The organism is Mycobacterium sp. IDUB_17 (genome assembly GCF_055419465.1).
In genome coordinates this window covers 977,975-994,839 of sequence record NZ_JBVAXS010000002.1, presented here as the reverse complement: position 1 = coordinate 994,839, position 16,865 = coordinate 977,975, and the positions used below count along the sequence as shown (strand labels likewise).

14 protein-coding genes are annotated in these 16,865 nt (G+C 66.1%); 5 read left to right on the top strand and 9 right to left on the bottom strand.

Annotation, left to right across the window (positions count from 1 at the left end):
- Positions 1-268: 268 nt before the first annotated feature.
- Positions 269-403 (top strand): hypothetical protein, encoded by a 135-nt coding sequence (locus ACZYZ7_RS12035; RefSeq protein WP_463740971.1) that lies wholly within the window; start codon positions 269-271, stop codon positions 401-403.
- 264 nt (positions 404-667) lie between these two features.
- On the opposite strand, the gene ACZYZ7_RS12030 is transcribed toward ACZYZ7_RS12035, so the two are convergent.
- The 4 genes from ACZYZ7_RS12030 to ACZYZ7_RS12015 form a co-directional block, all read right to left on the bottom strand.
- Positions 668-2,008 (bottom strand): cytochrome P450, encoded by a 1,341-nt coding sequence (locus tag ACZYZ7_RS12030; protein WP_463740970.1) that lies wholly within the window; start codon positions 2,006-2,008, stop codon positions 668-670.
- Positions 2,009-2,093: 85 nt separating this feature from the next.
- A complete protein-coding gene (locus ACZYZ7_RS12025) occupies positions 2,094-3,254 on the bottom strand; it encodes a cupin domain-containing protein (protein ID WP_463740969.1) in 1,161 nt (386 codons plus the stop codon).
- Between the two features lie 94 nt (positions 3,255-3,348).
- On the bottom strand, positions 3,349-3,663 hold the full coding sequence (locus ACZYZ7_RS12020; RefSeq protein WP_450071384.1) for a hypothetical protein: 315 nt from the start codon (positions 3,661-3,663) through the stop codon (positions 3,349-3,351).
- A gap of 178 nt (positions 3,664-3,841) precedes the next feature.
- On the bottom strand, positions 3,842-4,054 hold the full coding sequence (locus ACZYZ7_RS12015) for a hypothetical protein (protein ID WP_135452740.1): 213 nt from the start codon (positions 4,052-4,054) through the stop codon (positions 3,842-3,844).
- 490 nt (positions 4,055-4,544) lie between these two features.
- Between ACZYZ7_RS12015 and ACZYZ7_RS12010 the strand changes: the two genes are divergently transcribed.
- Positions 4,545-5,207, top strand: coding sequence for a sensor domain-containing protein (locus tag ACZYZ7_RS12010; protein ID WP_450071385.1), 663 nt, complete (start codon positions 4,545-4,547; stop codon positions 5,205-5,207).
- 38 nt (positions 5,208-5,245) lie between these two features.
- On the top strand, positions 5,246-5,974 hold the full coding sequence (locus ACZYZ7_RS12005; RefSeq protein WP_463740968.1) for a hypothetical protein: 729 nt from the start codon (positions 5,246-5,248) through the stop codon (positions 5,972-5,974).
- Positions 5,975-6,170: 196 nt separating this feature from the next.
- On the opposite strand, the gene ACZYZ7_RS12000 is transcribed toward ACZYZ7_RS12005, so the two are convergent.
- From ACZYZ7_RS12000 to ACZYZ7_RS11985, 4 genes are all read right to left on the bottom strand, one after another.
- On the bottom strand, positions 6,171-7,274 hold the full coding sequence (locus ACZYZ7_RS12000) for a fatty acid desaturase family protein (protein ID WP_463741069.1): 1,104 nt from the start codon (positions 7,272-7,274) through the stop codon (positions 6,171-6,173).
- A gap of 130 nt (positions 7,275-7,404) precedes the next feature.
- Complete coding sequence (locus tag ACZYZ7_RS11995) at positions 7,405-8,883, bottom strand: glycoside hydrolase family 130 protein (RefSeq protein ID WP_463740967.1); 1,479 nt, start codon at positions 8,881-8,883, stop codon at positions 7,405-7,407.
- Positions 8,880-9,857, bottom strand: a complete 978-nt coding sequence (locus ACZYZ7_RS11990; RefSeq protein WP_135459851.1) for a glycosyltransferase — start codon at positions 9,855-9,857, stop codon at positions 8,880-8,882. Before ACZYZ7_RS11990 ends, ACZYZ7_RS11995 begins: the two co-directional genes overlap by 4 nt.
- A gap of 38 nt (positions 9,858-9,895) precedes the next feature.
- On the bottom strand, positions 9,896-11,029 hold the full coding sequence (locus tag ACZYZ7_RS11985) for a glycosyltransferase (RefSeq protein ID WP_463741068.1): 1,134 nt from the start codon (positions 11,027-11,029) through the stop codon (positions 9,896-9,898).
- A 566-nt stretch (positions 11,030-11,595) separates the two neighbouring features.
- Here ACZYZ7_RS11985 and ACZYZ7_RS11980 point away from each other — a divergent pair.
- Positions 11,596-12,276 (top strand): sensor domain-containing protein, encoded by a 681-nt coding sequence (locus ACZYZ7_RS11980; protein WP_463740966.1) that lies wholly within the window; start codon positions 11,596-11,598, stop codon positions 12,274-12,276.
- A 12-nt stretch (positions 12,277-12,288) separates the two neighbouring features.
- Here ACZYZ7_RS11980 and stpK7 read toward each other — a convergent pair whose 3' ends face one another.
- The gene (stpK7, locus tag ACZYZ7_RS11975) at positions 12,289-14,088 is read right to left on the bottom strand and encodes a serine/threonine protein kinase StpK7 (protein ID WP_463740965.1); all 1,800 of its coding nucleotides are present in this window, start codon (positions 14,086-14,088) and stop codon (positions 12,289-12,291) included.
- Positions 14,089-14,336: 248 nt separating this feature from the next.
- Here stpK7 and ACZYZ7_RS11970 point away from each other — a divergent pair, with 248 nt between their 5' ends.
- A complete protein-coding gene (locus tag ACZYZ7_RS11970) occupies positions 14,337-16,712 on the top strand; it encodes a flippase-like domain-containing protein (protein ID WP_463740964.1) in 2,376 nt (791 codons plus the stop codon).
- The last annotated feature ends 153 nt before the right edge of the window (positions 16,713-16,865 follow it).

Sequence of the window (16,865 nt, the reverse complement as noted above, 5' to 3'; positions counted from 1 at the left end):
ATGACTGGGGAGCGCCAGATTACATCGCATGCCCACAACGGAACGTCTACATCTTGACAGCAGCCCGAACACTTCTCCGCGGGCCCGGTTGATTTCGCACACAACAAACAGATCGCACACCCTTGGCGCGAGCTCGATCAGCACTCAAGTCAACGCGCTCCGATAAGCACTGTCAACACTGTAGGCATACATCGTTGCGGTTGTGGTGGACCGCGCGTAGGGTCGAGCCATCGGGACCACACAGGCCCCCAAGTCAAAGGGGCCAACCATGGCTGATAAGTCGCCACGCCAGAGCATGACCAAGAAATCGGGCAAGTCGCTCAAGGAGAAACGCGCGGCCAAGCGGGGCAAGGCAGTCGACGCGCACTCGACCGAGGAAGTCCTGCACTCCAAGAGGCGCTGAGACTTCGCCAACTCGGCTCGCCAGATAAGCCAGGGGGTAGGAGGGGCCCGGACGTACTCAACGTCCGGGCCTTTCCCTGTAAGCGCGCGGTACACCCGAAACCGGCACCCACATAGCATCGAATCGCTTTGCGAATCGCCCATCAGCGGAGCCGGAGTCGCCGGGACTGCATGGTCGGGCCCGATGGCACGACGCGCGCCGCACTCCGCGTCGACGTGTTCCGGCGCATCATCGGCAATGACTTCACCAGCCTGCCCGGATCGACTAGCGGCGGGCTGGCTCCGCCCGATTGCCCTCGACCTCGGACGGCTCCCGAACCGCCCGCACACAGATCCGCGCCCCGCGGTGCGGGACCAACGTCACGTGCTTGACGCGCTGCTGCTCGTCGGCAGCTGTCGTGGCGAAAAGGTCGACCCGGCGCAGGATTTCGCGCAGCACGACCCGCAGTTCGACCATCGCGAACGTCGCGCCCAGGCAGCGGCGGTTGCCACCGCCGAACGGGAACCAGGTGGTGGGGCCGAGCGTCACGCCGAGCATCCGGTCCGGGTCGAACCGGTCGGCGTCGGGATACACGTCGTCACGTTCGTGCACCAGGCCGATGCCGGGCGCCACCATCACCCCGGCCGGCAGCCGGTAGCCCGCCAACTCGACCGGCTGCTTGAGCACCCGGCCCACGTCGAACACCACCGGCCGGATCCGCAGGGTTTCCTTGGCCACCGCGTCGAGGTACTCGTCATCGCCGTCGCGCGCGGCCCGCACCGCCTTGTCCAGCACCGCGGGATGACGGGTCAACCGTTCCAGCGCCCACGACAGTGCGGTCGCCGTCGTCTCATGCCCGGCGGCGAGCAGCGTCATCAACTGATCGCGCAGCTCACGGTCGGTCATGGTGTGCCCGCCCTCGCCGGCGGATCGCACCAGCATGGCCAGCACATCGGTGCGGGTCGCGACCTCCGGGTCAGCCCGCCGATCGGCGATCTCGGCGTACAGCAGCCGGTCGGCCTCCTCGATGTTGCGCTGCAAGGCCCGCCACGGGCGCCTCCGCCGCAGTCCCGGGCTGGCCAGCGCCAGCGTCTCCCAAGGGCCGACACTGAGCAGCCGTGGCATGACCGACCGCAACGCGGCCAGCCGGGCCGGATCCGACGCCCCGATCACGGTTCGCAGGATGACCTCAAGGGTGATCTCGGCCATCTTCGGGGCTACCGGGAAGGCAGTGCCCACCGGCCAGCCCGCGATGTTCGCGGCGGCGATCTCCGTCATGATCTCGGTCTGGCGGGCCACCGCATCGCGGTGAAACGGCGGGAGCATCTGCCGCCGGCGTTCGTGGTGTTCATCCTCATCGATCACCAGCACCGAGCTGTCACCGAGTAGTGAACTCAGCACCGAATTCGCTTCTCCGGCATGGAAGATCGTCGGATCTCCGGCGAACACCACCTTGATGTCAGTGGGGTCTGCCAGATACACCATCGTGCCCATCGCCGCGACCCGCAATGTGAATACGTCGCCGTAGCGGCGCCGGCAGGCCGAAACGAATCGCGGCCAGTAACGCAACATCAACAACGCCTGCACCAAAGGGGGCAACGGAGGCCCCGGGGGTAACCCCACCATGCCTCCACCCTACGAGCCGATGCCACCTGTTGCTGCGGATACCGACGCCGTGATACTGGAGCGTGCGATTCTCCGGCCGCGACCGTCAGGCATCGATCGTCAGAAGCCCTTCCCGGACAAGGCGTTTGACCAGAACCAGGCGGCCCGGATCGTCCAGATTCCCCGGTAGGTCCTGCGGGGTGAAGGCACCGGTGCCGCGGATGAATTCCAGGTCTCCAGAGACGAATTCCGGCATCCGCAGCGTCTTGCCGTGGAAGGTCAGCTCAGCCTTCCCGCCGGCGACCGCGAAGGTAGACGGAGTCGGCCGGCGCCGCACGCGGGTGTCGAGCCGCAGGTCAGGCGTCGCGGTCAGATCGACCAGGTGCCTGTCCAATGACGCCCCGGTTCGACGGGCGATCACCGCAGCGGCGTTGTCGATCATGTGCGGGACATCGACGCGCGGGCCGAAGGCCTCGATCAGGCCTGCCAGTCGACGCTCGGCGTCCACCCGCGCTTCGCCGCCACAGGCGAAGCCCACCGGAAGCGATTCCCGCAGTTGCGGGTCTCGCTCGATGGCCTCCTCCATGGCCGCGAGCAACACGAACGCCCATGTGATCGGCCGGACGCCCACGGTGAGATGCAGCGATGTCGAACCGACCGACACCGCGTCGTGGCCGAAGCCCCGCGGAATGTAGATGGCATCCCCCGGGTGCAAGTCGACCTCGGCGATCAGATCGCTCCGCGTCGCGCTGACGGGTCGCATCTCCTGCCCCGGCAAGGGCAACCTCACGGCTTCGTTGAACAGACGCCAATGCTTCACGCCGGAGATCTGAAGGACGAACACGTCGTGAGTGTCGTAGTGGGTGTCGAGCCCTTGTTCGTCCGGCGGGGTCAGGTAGGCATTGACCTGGAAAGTAGCGGAAAGCTCAGCCGCCAATGCCCGGCAGAGACGGGCCAGTGAAGGTACCCGCTCCTGCAGGAACTGCAGCGCAATGGTGCATCCCTGTTGAAACTGCCCATAGGTGTCCTCGACATACCCCGGGCTCCCCACCGACACTTCCTCGCCCTTGCGCAGGATGCGCAGACGTGGAGATCTCAGCGGCAACGCAAGGAGGTCGTCGAAACCCGCGAGCGTCATAAAATCGTGGTAGTAACCGGGCTCCTCACGTTTGATCACCAGAGGCGACTGCTCCCAGTGCCGACGTTTGAAGTCTTCGGGGCTGAACGGATGGATCAGACTCGCCAAAGTCAGCTCGGTATCAGTCATCGAGTTCTCCTCGAACGGATCGTGAACGGAGTGCATGGCGGCAACCCCTCGCTGCCACCATGCGACCGCTGGTCAAATCGATTGCGCTGCCGAGCTAATGCGGAAGATCACCGCCGTGTTCGGGACCACCGTCGTTGAAAGCGTCGGTGCCGTCGTCGTTGTCGGCCCAGAACGGATCTTTGTGTCGCCGCTGTGATCGGGCCGCGCCGGCAGTGACCACCATCTTGTCGAGGAGAACGGAGCTCGGCACAGTGAAAGTCACTGCCACCGACTCGATGTCACCATCTCCGAGCGTGGCACGCTGCACTGTGAACGTCGTCTCCTCGGAGGAGCTGAACTTCTTGCGCAACCGGTCGGCTTCCTGCTGGACAGGGTCGACGGCCTTGTGAGTATCGGATTTCTCGGTCATTTCAGGCACTCCTACTGGGCTGTACCGTGGCCCTCCACGGCAGGTTCGGTTCCTGCATTGCGATGCTCACACCGAACTGCCCGGCGGCAATAGAGTAGTGCGCTACTCGTTCCTGGGCGGAAGCCCGCACAGCCGGAAGCCCGGACGCTGGCTGCGTCCGGGCCCCGCCTCCCCTGGCCTACTTGGCGTGGTTGTTCTGGTGGTGGTGATGAATCGAGGACCCGGGCTGCGGCATGTTGTGCTGGTTCGGGAAAGCCTTGTGCGAGCTGACCGACGGGCCGGTGTTGGCGACGGAAGCGTCGGCGTGAGCGGTGGCGGCGCCCAGGGCGATCAACGCGGGGGCGGCGGCGAGGGCGAAACCGGCGGCGATGCGGCGGGTGATGGTGCTCATGTCGACTCCTTTGTCGGATAAGGCTTTTGGTGTTTTTGTCCGGTGTGTTCCGGCGTTGAAATAAGAATGCGCCGATCTGATCCGCGGCTGTATCGACCGACCGGCCCCTCCACCGGACGAATCCCGTGTCCCCCGATCGGGGGAACGAGCAGGCTCGCCGGCGCGCGAACGCGCTGCGGGCTGCGGGCTGCGGGCTGCGGGCTGCGGGCTGCGGGCTGCGCCGTTTTCTACCCCCGGGTCGTGGCAACTCGACCATCACGACGCGGGCGTAGAAACGGGCGCGAACATCCGACAGAGCAGCTCACCGATTTCCACCCACGGGTCGTTGACTACGCAGACGAGCGGCCGTGGCGTAGAAAACGACGACAAGGGAGACCTGCTGGCCGGTGCAAAGGAACGAGCCAGTTGTCACCCACTGGCCACCAAATTGCCGTCTGGCGCATTCCGGGTTCGCGATTAGGATCAGCAAACAGATCCAAGGGGGGACCTGATGGGCATCGATCTCAAGGCGGCCGGCGTCACGCTGTGCGCGGTCCTACTCGCCGCCTGCACCCCGACCGTCCCCGGCTCCGACGGCACTCACGTCGACGTCCTGGGCAGCATGATGGCGAGCGAATCCGAGATCAACACCGTGATGAACGCCAAGGTCCGGCCCAAGACCGCGCTGCGCAGCCCGATGACCAACGCCAACTACGAGCCGCTCTCCCGTCCGGAGTGCATCGTCGTCATCGGCAACGGGATGGAGTGGGTCTACGGCGACAGCGGCTACAAAGAGTTCCGCGAAACCCAGCTCGCCGACGACGCCGACGATGTGGAGGTCGACCAGGCCATCACCAGGTTCGACACCCCCAAGGCCGCCGAGGCCATGGTGGCCCGCACCGTCGACATCTGGCGCCGCTGCGGCGACGACACCCTGACGTTCAGCTACGACGGCGGCGAGACGCGGGACGCCCGCCGGATGGGCGTCCCGACCGTGCTCGACGGTGTCAACATCACCCACGACGACCCGACGGATGTCACCGACCGCATGACCCACCGCGCGATCCTGGCTGTCGACGCCTTCGTCGTCGACCTGCGGATCAGCGGCTACACCATCAACGACCAGCAGACGGTCCAGCTGGCCAAGATCATTGCCGGCCGCAACGCACTCTGACCGGCCTACGCTGGTCACAGGAGTGCGAGGACGACAACATGACGAGCGATGTGGTGAGTCAGAGGGTCCCGAAGACCCTGCGTTCCCGGTGGATCGTGCGCAGCGCCGCCGTCATCACCGACACCCTGTTCTCCGACGTCTCCGAGTGGCAACGCCCGGTCGACGACACGTACCCGTACCAGGTGCTGTCGATCCGGGTCAGCGACGGCACCTACCGCGACCACAATTTCGCGGCCAACTACGCCTGGATGCGCAGCGCGTTGGATTCCGGGCGGCTCGTGTTCGGCATCGTCTACACCTACTGCCGGCCCAACTGGCAGGCCAACGCCGACACCGTGCGCTCGATGATCGAGGCGAACGGCGGGCTGCACCCTCGCGTCGCGCTCATGCTCGACGTCGAACAGGGCGGCAACCCGCGCGGTGACGGGTCGGATTGGATCAACCGGCTGTACTGGAACCTGGCCGGGTACACCGGCAACCGTGCCCGCATCATCGGCTATGGCAACGTGGGCGACCTGAACAACATGTGGCCCACCAAACCCAGCGGCATCAGGCTCATCATCGCGGCGTACGGCAGCAATCCCGACTATCCCGGCAAGGTCGCCCACCAATACACCGACGGGCGCGGTTTCAGCCCGGGATTGCCGCAGGGCGCACCGCCGTTCGGCAGCTGCGACATGAACTCGGCCGACGGCCTCAACCCGGTGCAACTCGCCGCGGCCTGCGGTGTCTCTACCCCATCGCCGGATGGCACCGAGCTCGTCTGACGGGCACGGTCAGACGACATCGAAACACACTGCACCACAATGGATTACAATCGGTCATCCGGCCACGTTGACACGGCTCCCACAACGGCGTGTACTGGGGGTACAGGGCGCGCCACCCGATGATCGACAGCTTCTCCCTGTTCGACCACCAACGGCACAGGGACTGCAGAAGTGAAGTTCCTTTTCGGGATCCCGGTCAGACGGGTGGCGCAGCTCGAAACAGTGATCGCCACCCCGCATTGGGCAGTGCGAGTTTGAAGATCGTCCGCAGCGTCTGCAGATACTGGCGGGCCAGAGAACCGCTGGTGTAGGGCAGGTTGTACTTGTCGCACACGTCGCGCACCCGCACGCTCACCTCTGCCATTCGGTTGCTCGGCAGATCCGGGAACAAGTGGTGCTCGATCTGATAGCACAGGTTTCCACTTGAAAATGCCAGCACCGGACCGGCTTTGAAGTTCGCCGCACCCAGCATTTGTCGCAGGTACCACTCGCCGCGGCTCTCCTCCTGCAAAGTTTCCGGGCCGAACCTCTCCGCGCCGTCGGGGAAATGACCGCAGAAGATCACCAGGTACGCCCACAGGTTGCGCAGCACGTTCGCACCCAGATTCGCGACGAGCGTCCGCTTCCAGCGCCGCAGGCTCAGCGCCGGCAGAATGATGTAGTCCTTGGTGAGCTGGCGCCCGATCTTGGCGCGCAACAGTGCTCGCGCGGCGTTCTTCCCGTCCTCGGTGTCCGCCCGGTCCCGGGCCGAGTAGAAGTCGTGTAGCGCGATTCCCCACTCGAAGATCATGGCCAACAACACATTTCGCAGTGGTTGCACCAGGTGCTGAGGTTCCCATTGCTGGTCACGGCTCATCCGCAGGATGCCGAAGCCGAGGTCGTCGTCCACGCCCAGCACGTTGCTGAACACGTGATGGTGGTAGTTGTGCGAGTAACGCCACTGCGCTGACGGGCCCACCATGTCCCACTCCCAGGTGGCGGAGTGAATCTCGGGATCGTTCATCCAGTCCCACTGACCGTGGCCGACGTTATGCCCGATTTCCATGTTCTCGACGGATTTCGCGTAGGCCAGCGCAGCCGTCCCAGCCAACAGGCCGGTCTTCGACCGGGTGCCTGCGATCAGCAGCCGTGCGACCACCTCGAGCGCCCGCTGGAACACGATGGTGCGCCGAATGTAGGCGGCGTCTCTCGCCCCCAGCGACTCTTCGATGTCGCTGCGGATCGTGTCGAACTCGGCACCGATCGCGTCGATGTCGGTACGGCTCAACTTCGCGTATGCCGCGATATCCCTGATTGTCAGAATTCCCGGTCCGTCTGTGTACGGCGGCATGGTCCGGGCCACCTGGGTGAAAGTACTTTCAGCCTAAGGGGTGATACCGATCCCTGCCACCACACCAGGTCGAGCACCCGTGACCGGTGCCCATGCTGCGCTATGCGCGCAATGCGCCCAGCAGTTCGGGCAGGGGAACGGTGGCGATGCGGATGGCGGAGTCACCGACCCCGAACGGCAGCACCAAGGTGCCGGCGTGCACGAGCGCGCCACAGGAGTACACGACATTGGGCACGTAACCGTCGCGTTCGTCGTCCGCCGCACTCAGCAGCGGTTCGGTCAGCCGACCGAGAATCCGGGTTGGATCGTCGAGGTCGAGCAGAAGGGCCCCGATCCGGTAGGTGCGCATCGGGCCGACGCCGTGAGTGAGCACCAGCCACCCATCCTCGGTCTCGATGGGTGGACCGCAGTTTCCCAGCTGGAGCGCCTCCCAGGGCTGTGTCGGCCGCTGGCACGGCAACGAGCTCGTCCACACCGCCGGGTGGTCCGAATAGGCGATGGTGTTCGATTCCCGGTCGGATCGCGACATGGCCGCGAATCGTCCGCCGATCCGGCGCGGAAACAGGGCAAGTCCCTTGTTCGCGGCGGCCCGTCCGACCATCGGCACAGAAGTGAACGACCGGAAATCAGTGGTCGCAAGAAGCTGTTGGCTGATCTGCGAGCCGCTGTACGCCGTGTAGCTCGCGTAGTACCTGACCGCACCGTCGTCGTCGACGAACCGCACGAACCGCGCGTCCTCCACTCCGGCGGCTTCAGCACTGGTAGCGGGCCACAGCACGCGTTCGGAGAGTGCGGTATCGCCGGAGAACTCGACCCCGTACGCGCGGTCCGCGATCGCTCGGATCGACGCGATCGTCGCCGGTGCATGCCTGCGGGTGCTGCGATGTCGCTGCAACTGCTCCAGCCGCTCATCCAGGTCGGCACGGGTGAACCGATCGCCGAGCGCATCGAGCACATAGTCGGACGCCTCGCCGCCATCGTGCAGCCAGGCCAGCTCGCTGCGGAACACATCCGCATCGAGGAGTGTCGGCACGGTCGCACCGGCGGAGGCGAACGGTACCGGGTCGTCGACCACGACGCCGCCGTCATCGTCCACGGTGCCGGTCCGGAACCCGATCGAAGACCGGTGCCCCTCCCCGATCCCCCGCACACTCATCACGAATCTCACACTGCCTGTGGCGGTTCCGGATTGGTCCGGGTGCACGACGATACTGGGGTTGCACAATGCGGCACCCTCGATCGCGTATTCGTTGGTGAACACCGCGCCGAGCAACAACATTCGAGACTCGGACAGTTTCGAACCGGAAGCGAGCCGGTCGGCCAGTTCGGCGGCGTGACGCCGGAACGTGTCGATGAGGCCGCGGTGGCGATCACCGTATCCGAGAAGGACGTCGTCCAGCGCCGACAGCACCTGGGTCTCATCCAGATCCAGGATCCGGGTGAGAACCTTGCCCGCCCGGGATTCCTGATGCTCGAAACCCTCCTGACCCGGGACGAACAGCTGCGTGATCACCCGTGAATGGTCAGCTCTCAACCACTGCGGACTGCGCGTGAGGGCTACCGGCCGGATCGACGTCATGGGGTGACATGAGAAAAGCGTTGCGCCTGCAGAAAAGTCGAGAGCGCCGCCAGCGTCGACTCGGCACCCTGGTTGCGGTTCACCCCATCGGCGTGCAACCCGTCGAATCCGCCACCGGTCTCGGGATCCCACATCAGCTCGCCGATGTCGTTGGCACCCTGAAACCAGGCGGCAGCGGCCCGCACGGTTTCCGGCCAGATGGCGCTCGGATCAACAGCTGCGGCGCGGGCACATGCATCCGCCAGTGCAGCGACCTCGATCGGCTGCTGGTCGAATCCCGGTCGCGGGTCATCGGCACCCCAGCCGCCGGCGGGTGTGACCGACAGGTGATCGTCGGCCGTCTCGCGCTCGACCAGCCATGCCAGCAGGTCCAGGCCCCGGTTGTACAGCGCCGAGTCGTCGATCGCGACGCCCGCGGCAATCATGGCCTCGGCGAGAACCGCATTGGCGTAGGCGAGTCGCGGTTCGGGCCAGGGCCAGGCCGGGTTACCGGTGGGCGCAGGGATACCGGCGACGTAGTCGGTGATGAGTGCGAGGGCGGCACTGTGCCCGGGTTGGGCGGAGAGCAGCTCAGCCGCTCCCAGCACAGCGAACGCCATCGCCCGTGGCCATATCGACCGCTGCTGCGCGGCACGCTTGAACTGGATGACCGCCATCTGGCGGACCATGCCGACATCACTGTGCGCAGCCGCGGTGCCCAGGCCCCACAGGCAGCGGCCCCAAGAGTCCTCCAGCGCCGGTTCGTCGACCCACGTGCCGGTGCGGTCCATACGGTTGTGGCAGGCGCCGGTGAGCGTCTGCGCCTCGTTGAGGAAGCGCATCGCCACACCCGCCAGACGGTTCAGGTCACTGTCGGGGCCGGGTGCGCGGGTGGCGACGATCAATACGCGCGCCATATCGTCCGTGCAGTAACCGTTTTCGGCTCTCGGTTCAGCCAGTCGGGCATGTTCGAAGGTGCCGCTGCCGTCCGTCATCCGCAGCAGGTGGTCGAACCGCGGAATCGGCAGGTCGGTCACTGGCGTTCCGATCGCTTGGCCAGGATCTGCCGTGCCACCGACTGGTACGAATTCGCGACGACGGACCACGACATCGCGGGCGCCAGCCGACGAGCCTCGGCGGCCATCGCGCCGGCGAGGCGCGGTTGGGTGAGCACGCTGCGCAGGGCGGCGGTGAGCGCCACCGGATTCCCGTGCTCGACCGCAATGCCGGCCCCACTCCCGAGTAGCTCGACGGCATGCGGAAAGGCGGTAGCGACAACAGGCCGCCCATGGGCAATCGCGTCGACCAGCACCCCGGACGTGACCTGCTCGGTCGAGTCGTAGGGCAGTACCACCACAGCCGCGGCCCGGAGCTGAGCAGTCAGCGACCGCGCATCGAGGTAGCCGGAGTCGAAGTGCACTGCGTCGGCGAGGCCACTCAACCGTGCCTTCTCGATACAGAAGTCGCGGTACTCCTCGCCATCGGCAGCCAGCACCTTTGGATGGGTCTGGCCGGCCACCAGGTACCGTGGTCGGCCGTTGAGCTGATGCAGCTCGCCCATTGAGTCGATGACCCGCTCGATACCCTTTCCCGGCCCGAGCAACCCCCAGGTCAACAGGGTGGGTCTGCCGCCGCGCTTGGTCTGCGCGGGTGCCGGGACCATCGCACCGTGCGGGATCGTGGTGACCTTGTGTCGGTCAACGTGGAAGCCGAGACACAGTCGCCGGTGGGCCGCCTCGGACATGACGACGACCCGGTCCGCCAGCGCCGCCACTACCTCGAGTAGTGAACGCTGGTGGGGCGTCGGATCTTTGAGAACGGTGTGCACAACGACGATCGACGGGATGTCGAGGTCACCGATGATGTCGACAATCTCGTCGCCGTCCAATCCCCCGTAGAGGCCGTACTCGTGCTGGATGACGGCAATGTCGTTGTGATTGAGCAGATCCGAACTGGCAGCCATCGATGCCTCGGATCCGTTGACCAACTCGCCTACCACCCGACCGTCGCCGGACGGCGAACCATCAGAGACTCGAACGACACTCACATCCGCACCGGTCGCGGACAAACCGCGCGTGAGCGATGCGCTGAACGTCGCCAGACCGCAAGGAGTCGGCGGATACGTGCTGAGGATCCCAACCCTGAGAGAGTCGGGATAGGCGCGCACCGCGGTAGGGCCCGCCGGCAAGTGCAGAACGGACGGAGCACTCAAGATGAACCCGACATGATCTGGGCGCGAAGCACTTCCCCGGCGGTCAAGGCCGCGATTGAAACTTCTGAATCGTCAGCGCTTTTCGGCTTTGACGGCCCCATGTCTGCGTGATTGCCGATTACCCGCGGCTCGGTGATGTGCGTAATGACTGCCCTCGCTTCGGCTCGCGGCCGACATCTCGGGCTACTCCGAGCACGTCAAGACCGACGTGAATGAACTGAACCGAATTTCGCGATACCGCAGGAAAACTGATTGCTCTCCGCTAGCGCTTGGATCGATTGTGCCTAGTGACGGGATCCGGGCCAGAACCCTAGTCAACGCTGCACCACAGGCATTGTCAACTGCACGGGTCCGCCTTGCCCGGAACTGGTATCACCCGCGATACCGCTTCCCGGGATCGAATACGGGCACTCCCTGGTGCTGCTGTGACCCGTGTGATTGCGGATGTTCAGCGCATCCTCGAACGCTGCGCCCGGCCCCTCTGACAGATTACGATCAGCAAACACGGGCAAGGGGGTCGGATGGACGTGCAACGAGTGGTCGTCCCCGTCATCGCGGCTATCGCGCTGGCGGGTGCCGCCCTCAGCGGGTGCAGCACCAAGCAAACCGGCGACGACGGCAGTCCACAGGTCGACGTCCTCGGCAGCATGCTCGCCAGCGAATCCGAGCTCAACACGATCCTGGCCACCACAGGGCTGCGCTCCAAGACCGCACTACGTCAGCCCGCCAGGCTCGACGCCGACGAGCACGCGTCGCGGCCGGTGTGCCTGGCTGTCATCGGCAATGCCATGGACGAGGTGTACCGCGACAGCGGATTCCGGCAGTTCCGCGAGTCCCTGTTCGCCGACGAGGGCGACGACCTAGAGGTCGATCAGGCCGTCACGGCCTTCGATACCCCCACGGCCGCAAAGACACTCGTCGCCCGCACGGTGGACACCTGGCGGCAATGCGCCGGGGACAACCTTACGATCAGCTACGACAGCAATCGCCGGCCCAGTACCTTCGTGCTCGGCAACCCGAGCGTCGTCGACGACATCGACGTCACCAATGAGCAGTCACCGACCAGCCCGCAGCAGGGCAGCCGCCGAGCGATCCTGGCCGTCGACAACGTCGTCGTCGATGTGCGGATCACCGGAACCAACCTGACCGACGGCCAGGTGGTGCAACTGGCCAAGGCCATCGCCGGCCGCAACGCGGTCTGAGATCCAAAATCCTTAGTGGAAGGCACCATTGATCACCGACTGGGTGATCATGCCCTTCTCCACGCCCCACATGGTGGCGATCGTGCGGTACTCCCCGGTGTTCATCACGTGCTCCAGCGCCAGCCGCAGCGACTCGGCCAAACCGGACCCCTTGGCCACGGGCCAGCCGTAAGGCGCGGAGTCGAACACCTCACCGGCCGGCTCCAGCGCACTGCCGCTGAGCTTGATCGCGAATCCCGCGACGGGTGAATCGGCGGTCATCGCGTCGACCTCGCCGGCGATCAGCGCGGCCGTCACCTCGTCCTGATGGGTGCGCACCACTTTCTCGATGGGCGGCAGCCCGGCCGCCACGCAGGCATCCGATTTGGCCGGGATCTCCTGAGTCTCCTGAATCGTGCTGTACGCCACGCCTACTCGCAGCCCGCACGGGGATCCGGGATCGGCCGACGATCCGGCCCGCCGCGCCCACAGCGTGCCCGCCTGGAAGTAGGTGACGAAGTCGGCCTCTTTCTCGCGCTCGGCGGTGTCGGTGATCGAGGACATCCCGACGTTGAAGTTGCCGTCCTGAACCGACGGCAGAATCCCCTCGAAACCGGTCTCGCGGAAGTCGGGCACCAACCCCATCGTGCGCGCGACGGCCTTCATCAGATCGATGTCGAACCCGACGATCTCGCCGCTGGAATTCTTGAACTCGTTGGGCGCGTAGGGCACATTCACCCCGATCACCAGTCGCCCGGAGCCGCGGATCCCTGACGGCACCGTCTGCGCGATCTTGTCCACCGCACCCGTCGGCACCTGCACCGGACCGGACCCGGCTGAACCGGCCACATTGGCAACACGGCCCGAACCGTCATCGCGCAGCTGCCACACCCCCACCGCGCCCAGCGCCGCCACCAGAACGGTCGCTCCGGCGATAACAGCCACCTTCTTGGACACCCGCGCCCGGGTCGGAACCCGCTGTGCCGAATGGCGCCCCGACCGCCCGCCCGGGCGCACGGGCACCGCCGACGCGGCGCGCGCCGCGGCTGCCAGATCCCCAGCGGTCTGATAGCGCTTGGACGGCTTCTTGGCCATGCCCTTGGCGATCACCTCGTCGAAGGCCGCCAGGCGCGGATCCTTGTCGGACGCCCGCGGCGCCGGGGACACCATGTGCCCGGCGATCTGCTGCTCAAGACTGTCCCCTGGATAGGGCCGCACTCCAGTGAGGCATTCGTAGAGCACGCACGCCAGTGCGTAGATGTCCGAGCGCGGATCGGCCTTCCCGCCTTCGAACCGCTCCGGGGCCATGTACGCCAGCGTGCCCACCGTGCTGCCCGCGGTGGTCACCCCCACGTCGTCGGCGCAGCGAGCCAACCCGAAATCGATGAGATAGACGAAGTCGTTGTCAGCGATCAGGATGTTCGACGGTTTGACGTCCCGATGGACCAGCCCCACCCGGTGGGCGGCGTCGAGCGCCATTCCGACCTGCTCGACCATGCTCGCCGCAGCAGCCGGCTCCATCGGCTTCCCGGTGTTGGCGAGCATGGCGCCGAGGTTGCGTCCCTCGATCAGCCGCATGTCCAGGTAGAGCCGGCCGTCGATCTCGCCGTAGCCGTGGATCGGCACCACATGCGGATCGTTGACCCCGGCCGCGGCATGCGATTCCTGCCTGAACCGCTCCTGGAAAGCCCGGTCCTGGGCCAGGTGCGGCGGCAGAACCTTGAGCGCGACGACGCGATCGGTGTCGGAATCGTAGGCCTGGTAAACCTCACCCATCCCGCCCCGACCGATCAGCTTCTGCAGCTGATAGTGCCCGAATGGGGTCGAATCCACCGTTCAACTCCTCCGAAGCGGCCAATTCGGCGTCGGCATGTCGATCGAAGTTACATCACGTTTGCCGCATGCGTCGCCCTGGATCACAACGCGCGAGCAAAAATTGTCGCCCTCGGTGACAAATGAGACCGATGTGAATTCGTAACGGTCCAGATCCCCACCAAATGCCGATATCCGCATCCGATCCCGCTACTTTGGTCGCGGGCTTTGATAGCGGGTCTCGATAACCGGCTGGGAAAGGGGGAACATTGCGCGTTGACGGACGGGACATCACTGTCACCGGCAGCCTCCTGCAACCGCCGACCCGTCGCACCAACGACATCCTGCGGCTGACGCTGGCCGCGATCTTCCTGGCCACCGTCATCACCAGCTCGCTGATCACCCGCTACGAGTGGGTGGCGCTGGAGAAGTCGATCTCCGAGATCGTCGGCGTGCTGACGCCCACCCAGTCCAACCTGGTCTACCTGGCGTACGGCATCGCGATCCTGGCACTGCCGTTCGTGATCCTGGTCAGCCTGGTCCTGGGACGCCAGTGGAAACTGCTCGGCGCCTATGCCGCCGCGGCCCTGATCACCATGCTGTCGCTGTCGATCACCGCCAACGGCATCGCCGCGCCCAGATGGCATTTCGATCTCTCGGACCGGCTCAGCTCCCAGCTCTCGCAGTTCCTCGATGACCCGCGCTGGATCGGCATGCTCGCCGCTGTCCTCACCGTCTCCGGGCCGTGGCTGTCACGCCGGCTGCGCCGCTGGTGGTGGACGCTGCTGCTGGCATTTGTCCCGATCCATCTGGTGGTCAGCGCCGTCGTGCCGGCCCGCTCCCTGCTGGGCCTGACCGCGGGCTGGTTCGTCGGCGCCCTGGTGGTGTGGCTCGTCGGCACCCCCGCCCTGGAAGTCCCGCTCGACGGCGCGGTGCGCGCGCTGGCCCGGCGCGGGTTCGTCGTCTCGGCGTTCACCGTGGTGCGCCCGGCCGGCGCCGGCCCGTTGACTTTGACCGCGCAGTCGCCGGATCCCGACTCCAGCGCCATCGTCGAGCTTTACGGCCCCAACCAACAGAGCGGCGGCGCCGTACGGCAGGTGTGGCGCAAGCTACGGCTGCGCTCCAATGAGACCGCACCCCTGCAGACCTCTATGCGCCGCGCCGTCGAGCACCGGGCCTTGATGGCCATCGCCATCGGCGACCTGGGCCTGGCGAGCACGTCGACCATGTCGGTGGCGGCGCTGGACCGCGGATGGACGCTCTACGCACACAACCGCAAACGCGGCATCCCGCTGGACCACAGCACCGAAGAAACCACCGTCGGTCGCGTCTGGAACGCGCTGCGCACCCTGCACGACCACCAGATCTCCCACGGCGACCTGTGCAGCAACGAGATCACCGTCGACGACGGCGCCGTGCTGTTCGGCGGGTTCGGCAGCGCCGAATACGGTGCCACCGACGTCCAATTGCAGTCCGACATCGCGCAACTGCTCGTCACCACCACGGCGTTGTACGACGCGAAGGCGGCGGTCACCGCGGCGATCGATGCGTTCGGCCGTGACACCGTGCTCACCGCATCACGCCGACTGACCAAGGCCGCGGTGCCGTCCCGGGTGCGCGACGCCGTCCCCGACACCAAAGAAGTGATGGCCGCCGCGCGCGACGAGGTGAAACGCCAGACCGGTGCCGACCAGATCCAGGCCGAGACCATCACCCGGTTCACCCGCACCCAGGTGATCCAGCTGGTGCTGCTGGTGGCGTTGGTCTACGTGGCCTACCCGTTCATCAGCACGGTGCCGACGTTCTTCTCCGAACTGCGCACCGTGGACTGGTCGTGGGCCCTGCTCGGGCTGACCGTCTCGGCCCTGACCTATGTCGGCGCGGCGGCCGCGCTGTGGGCATGTGCCGACGGGCTGGTGAGTTTCCGCAACCTCTCGATCATGCAGGTGGCCAACACCTTTGCCGCCACCACCACGCCCGCAGGCGTCGGCGGCCTGGCACTGAGCACCCGGTTCCTGCAGAAGGGCGGGCTGAGCACGACGCGTGCCACCGCGGCGGTGGCCCTGCAGCAGTCGGTACAGGTGATCGTGCACGTGATCCTGCTGATCTTCTTCAGCACCATGGCCGGGGCCTCGGCCGACCTGTCGCACTTCGTCCCGAGCTCGACCGTCCTGTACCTCATCGCAGGGCTCGCACTCGGGCTGATCGGGGCGTTCCTGGCCGTGCCCAAACTGCGGCGCTGGCTGTCGTCCTCGTTGCGCCCCAAACTCAAAGAGGTCACCGACGACCTGGTCAAACTGGCCCGCGAACCACAACGGTTGGCGCTCATCGTGTTGGGCGCCGCGGGCACGACTCTCGGCGCGGCCCTGGCACTGTGGGCCAGCGTCGAGGCGTTCGGCGGAACCACCTCATTCATCACCGTCACGGTCGTCACCATGGTCGGCGGCACCCTGGCCTCGGCAGCCCCCACCCCCGGCGGTGTGGGCGCGGTCGAGGCGGCCCTGATCGGTGGTCTCGCGGCATTCGGCGTGCCTGCCGGGATCGCAGTGCCGGCGGTGCTGCTCTACCGGGTGCTGACCTGCTGGTTGCCGGTGTTCATCGGCTGGCCGGTGATGCGCTGGCTCACGAAGAACGACATGATCTGAGGCTTTCGCGTGTTGCCCGGCGGGATCGGCGTGTCGCGGGCGGGACGGGAGTGCCGAGTTGCCCGGCTATCAGCGACTTTTCAGCGACAATCGCCACATCCACACCGTGAGCACCATGTGCCGCGCGCCCGAAGTGAACTTGTGCCACTCGAA

What these genes read in the sequence shown, in the direction of transcription:
- ACZYZ7_RS11980 (WP_463740966.1), top strand. Translation starts at nt 11,596, where the DNA reads ATGGACGTGCAACGAGTGGTCGTCCCCGTCATCGCGGCTATCGCGCTG.
- ACZYZ7_RS11995 (WP_463740967.1), bottom strand. Translation starts at nt 8,883, where the DNA reads ATGACGTCGATCCGGCCGGTAGCCCTCACGCGCAGTCCGCAGTGGTTG.
- ACZYZ7_RS12005 (WP_463740968.1), top strand. Translation starts at nt 5,246, where the DNA reads ATGACGAGCGATGTGGTGAGTCAGAGGGTCCCGAAGACCCTGCGTTCC.
- ACZYZ7_RS11990 (WP_135459851.1), bottom strand. Translation starts at nt 9,857, where the DNA reads ATGACGGACGGCAGCGGCACCTTCGAACATGCCCGACTGGCTGAACCG.
- ACZYZ7_RS12015 (WP_135452740.1), bottom strand. Translation starts at nt 4,054, where the DNA reads ATGAGCACCATCACCCGCCGCATCGCCGCCGGTTTCGCCCTCGCCGCC.
- ACZYZ7_RS12030 (WP_463740970.1), bottom strand. Translation starts at nt 2,008, where the DNA reads ATGGTGGGGTTACCCCCGGGGCCTCCGTTGCCCCCTTTGGTGCAGGCG.
- ACZYZ7_RS12010 (WP_450071385.1), top strand. Translation starts at nt 4,545, where the DNA reads ATGGGCATCGATCTCAAGGCGGCCGGCGTCACGCTGTGCGCGGTCCTA.
- ACZYZ7_RS12035 (WP_463740971.1), top strand. Translation starts at nt 269, where the DNA reads ATGGCTGATAAGTCGCCACGCCAGAGCATGACCAAGAAATCGGGCAAG.
- ACZYZ7_RS12020 (WP_450071384.1), bottom strand. Translation starts at nt 3,663, where the DNA reads ATGACCGAGAAATCCGATACTCACAAGGCCGTCGACCCTGTCCAGCAG.
- ACZYZ7_RS12025 (WP_463740969.1), bottom strand. Translation starts at nt 3,254, where the DNA reads ATGACTGATACCGAGCTGACTTTGGCGAGTCTGATCCATCCGTTCAGC.